The organism is Streptomyces humidus (genome assembly GCF_014649655.1).
In the GTDB taxonomy this organism is placed as follows: domain Bacteria; phylum Actinomycetota; class Actinomycetes; order Streptomycetales; family Streptomycetaceae; genus Streptomyces; species Streptomyces humidus.
Genome location: NZ_BMTL01000100.1, coordinates 1 through 3438 on the forward strand (window position 1 = coordinate 1; position 3438 = coordinate 3438).

The window sequence follows — 3438 nt, forward strand, 5'->3', positions numbered from 1 at the left end:
GTGGCCGACAGCGAATCGCTGGCCGGTGTCCTCCCGGCGCTGGCGGACTGGCGCAGGGAGCAGACGACGCGGTCGGCGGTGGACGGCTGGCGGTACAAGGTGGTCTGGAAGCCGGTCGCCCGGGACGCCCGGGACGCCCGGGACGTGGCCCTGACCGGCGTCTGGCTCCTCGTCGTCCCGCAGGGACACCCCGACACCGCACTCGTCACCGCCGTGTCCGAAGCGCTGATCCGGAACGGCGCGGACGCGCGTGTCCTCGAACTCACCGCACGACACGCAGACTGCGATGTCCTGAAGTCCGCGCTCGAGGAGACCTTGGCCGACCCCGCGGCGCCGGTCAGCGGCGTCCTCTCGCTGCTGGGGCTGGACGAGGACCCGTTCCCCGGTCATCTCGTGCTGTCCACCGGGGCCGCGCTCACCGTCTCTCTTCTCCAGGCGCTCGGGCGGACAGGAGTGAGTGCACCCTTGTGGTGCGTCACGCAAGGCGCCGTGGCGGTCGGGGACCAGGAGCCGGTCGCCCGGCCGGCGCAGGCGGCCATATGGGGGCTGGGCAGGGTGGCGGCCCTGGAGTCCCCGCAACGCTGGGGCGGACTGGTCGACCTGCCCGAGCGGCTCGACGCCAGGGAGACCGGCGCTCTGTGCGCCGTCCTGGCCTCCTACGGCGACAGCGCCGAGGACCAGGTGGCGGTGCGCGCCGACAGCACCTTCGTACGGCGGCTGGTTCCGGCCCCGCTGTCAGGAAGCGCGCAGCCGGCCGCCGGACGGTCGCCAGAACGGCACTGGACGCCCCGCGGCACAGCCCTCGTGACCGGCGGAACCGGTGCGCTCGGCGCGCACGTCGCCCGGTGGCTGGCGCGCGGCGGCGCCGACGACGTCGTACTCGTCGGCCGTGGAGGCCGGGCCGACGACACGGCCCTGACGGAACTGGAGGCCGAAGTCACCGCGCTGGGAGCCCGGTTGACCGTCGCGGCTTGCGATGTCGCCGACAGCGCGGCGCTGGGGGAGCTGCTGAACTCCCTGCGCGCGGAGGGACGTACGGTCCGCACGGTGGTGCACGCCGCGGGCGTCGGCACCCTCGGATCGCTCGCCGACCTCGGCATGACGGAGTTCGCCGAGGTCTTCGAGGGCAAGGTCGCCGGAGCACGGCACCTCACCGAGGCCCTGGACCCGGCCGAGACGGACGCACTGATCTTCTTCTCCTCGATCTCCGGAGTCTGGGGCGTCGCCGACCACGCGGCCTACGCTGCCGCCAACGCCTGCCTGGACGCCCTCGCCGAGCACGCGCGCCGCACCCCCGGACTCCCGGTGCTCTCGGTGGCCTGGGGTCCCTGGGACGGTGGCGGCATGATCGCCGAGGACATGCGCGATCCGCTGCGCCGCCGCGGCATCCCCGTCATCGCCGCGGAACCCGCGATGGTCGCGCTGCAGGATGCGCTCGACCACGGCGACACGGCCGTGGCCGTGGCCGACGTCGACTGGGCACGTTTCGTGCCCGTCTTCAGCGCCGCCCGGCCCGCCCCGCTCCTCGCCGCGCTGGAACCGGAGGACGCGACCGCGGGCGGCGAGGGGACCCGTGCCGGGGAACGGGCCGGACACGGCGTGGCCACCGCGGCCTCCACTCTGGCACAGCGGCTCGGCGCCCTGCCCGCCGCCGAACACGACCGCTTCGTGCAGGACCTCGTCCGGTCAGAGGCGGCCGCCGTCCTCGGACATGACTCGGCGGACGCCGTCGACGCCGACTACGCCTTCAAGGAACTGGGCTTCGACTCGGTCAGCGCCGTCGAACTGCGCAACCGCCTCACCTCCCGTACGGGTCTGAAGATCCCGACGACCGTCGTCTTCGACCACCCCACTCCGCTCGCCCTCGCCGCCCACCTCCGCGTGCTGGCCGTCGGGGACGAGGCCGCACCGCGGCAGGACGTGGAGTCGGCCGCCCCCTCGTCCGCTTCACGTGCGTCTGCCACGGACGACGATCTCATCGCCGTCGTCGGCATGGGATGCCGCTATCCGGGCGGCATCGCGTCCCCCGACGACCTCTGGCGCGTCGTCGCCGACGGCGAGGACGTGATCACCGGCCTTCCTTCCGACCGGGGCTGGGACACGACCCGGCTCTACGACCCCGACCCCGACCGGCACGGCACCAGTTACGTCCGGCACGGCGGGTTCCTGCACGATGCCGCGGAGTTCGACGCGGCCTTCTTCGGGATCTCCCCGCGCGAGGCGGCGGCCATGGATCCCCAGCAGCGACTGCTCCTGGAGACGTCGTGGGAGGCCTTCGAGCAGGCCGGCATCGACCCGAGGACCCTGCGCGGCAGCAGCACCGGCGTCTTCACGGGGCTCACGGACCAGAACTACGGAACCCGGCTCACCCACGGGGCCGACGGCGTCGAGGGCTATCTCGTCACCGGCGCCTCGACCGCCGTCGCATCGGGCCGTGTCTCCTACGTCCTCGGTCTGGAGGGACCGGCGGTGACGGTGGACACCGCGTGCTCGTCGTCGCTGGTCGCCCTGCATCTCGCGGTACGGGCCCTGCGGTCCGGCGAGTGCTCGATGGCGCTGGCGGGCGCGGCGATGGTCATGGCCGACCCGGCGCCTCTCGTGGGCTTCAGCCGGCAGCGGGGCCTCGCCCCCGACGGTCGGTGCAAGCCCTTCGCCGAAGCCGCCGACGGCTTCTCCCTCGCCGAGGGTGTGGGGGTGCTGTTGCTGGAGCGGCTGTCGGACGCCCGCCGCAACGGTCATCCGGTGCTGGCGGTGGTGCGTGGTTCGGCGGTCAACCAGGACGGTGCGAGCAACGGCCTGACCGCACCCAACGGACCCGCGCAGCAACGAGTGATCCGCGCCGCGCTCACGGACGCCCGCCTTGTCGCCGGTGAGGTGGACGTCGTCGAGGCGCACGGCACGGGCACGCGGCTGGGCGACCCGATCGAGGCGCAGGCCCTGCTCGCGACGTACGGACAGGACCGGCCTGACGACCGTCCGCTGTTCATCGGCTCGGTCAAGTCGAACATCGGTCACACGCAGACCGCTTCAGGCATGGCGGGCGTGATGAAGATGGTGCTCGCCATGCGGCACGGCCTCGTGCCCGGCACCCTGCACGTCGACGCGCCGTCGTCACATGTCGACTGGTCGTCGGGGGCGGTGTCGTTGCTCACGGAGCCCGTGGACTGGGCCCGCACGGAGGGGCGTCCGCGCCGCGCGGGTGTGTCGTCGTTCGGGATCAGCGGCACGAACGCGCATGTGGTGCTGGAGGAGGCTCCGGTTGTGGCGGAGCAGGTTCAGGCTTTGCCCGTGGGGGTTCAGGGGCAGGCGGAGGCCGTGCCGGTGTTCGTGGCCGGTGGTGCGGTCGGTGATGTCGTCGGTGGTGTGGTGCCGTGGGTGGTGTCGGGTCGTGGTGGGGAGGGGTTGGCGGGTCAGGCCGGTCGTCTTGCTTCGTATGTG

1 protein-coding gene is annotated in these 3438 nt (G+C 73.1%); it reads left to right on the forward strand.

Going from position 1 to position 3438, the window contains the following annotated elements:
• Positions 1-3438 (forward strand): type I polyketide synthase (locus tag IE239_RS41165; RefSeq protein ID WP_190154562.1); only part of this gene is annotated, 3438 nt, incomplete at both ends.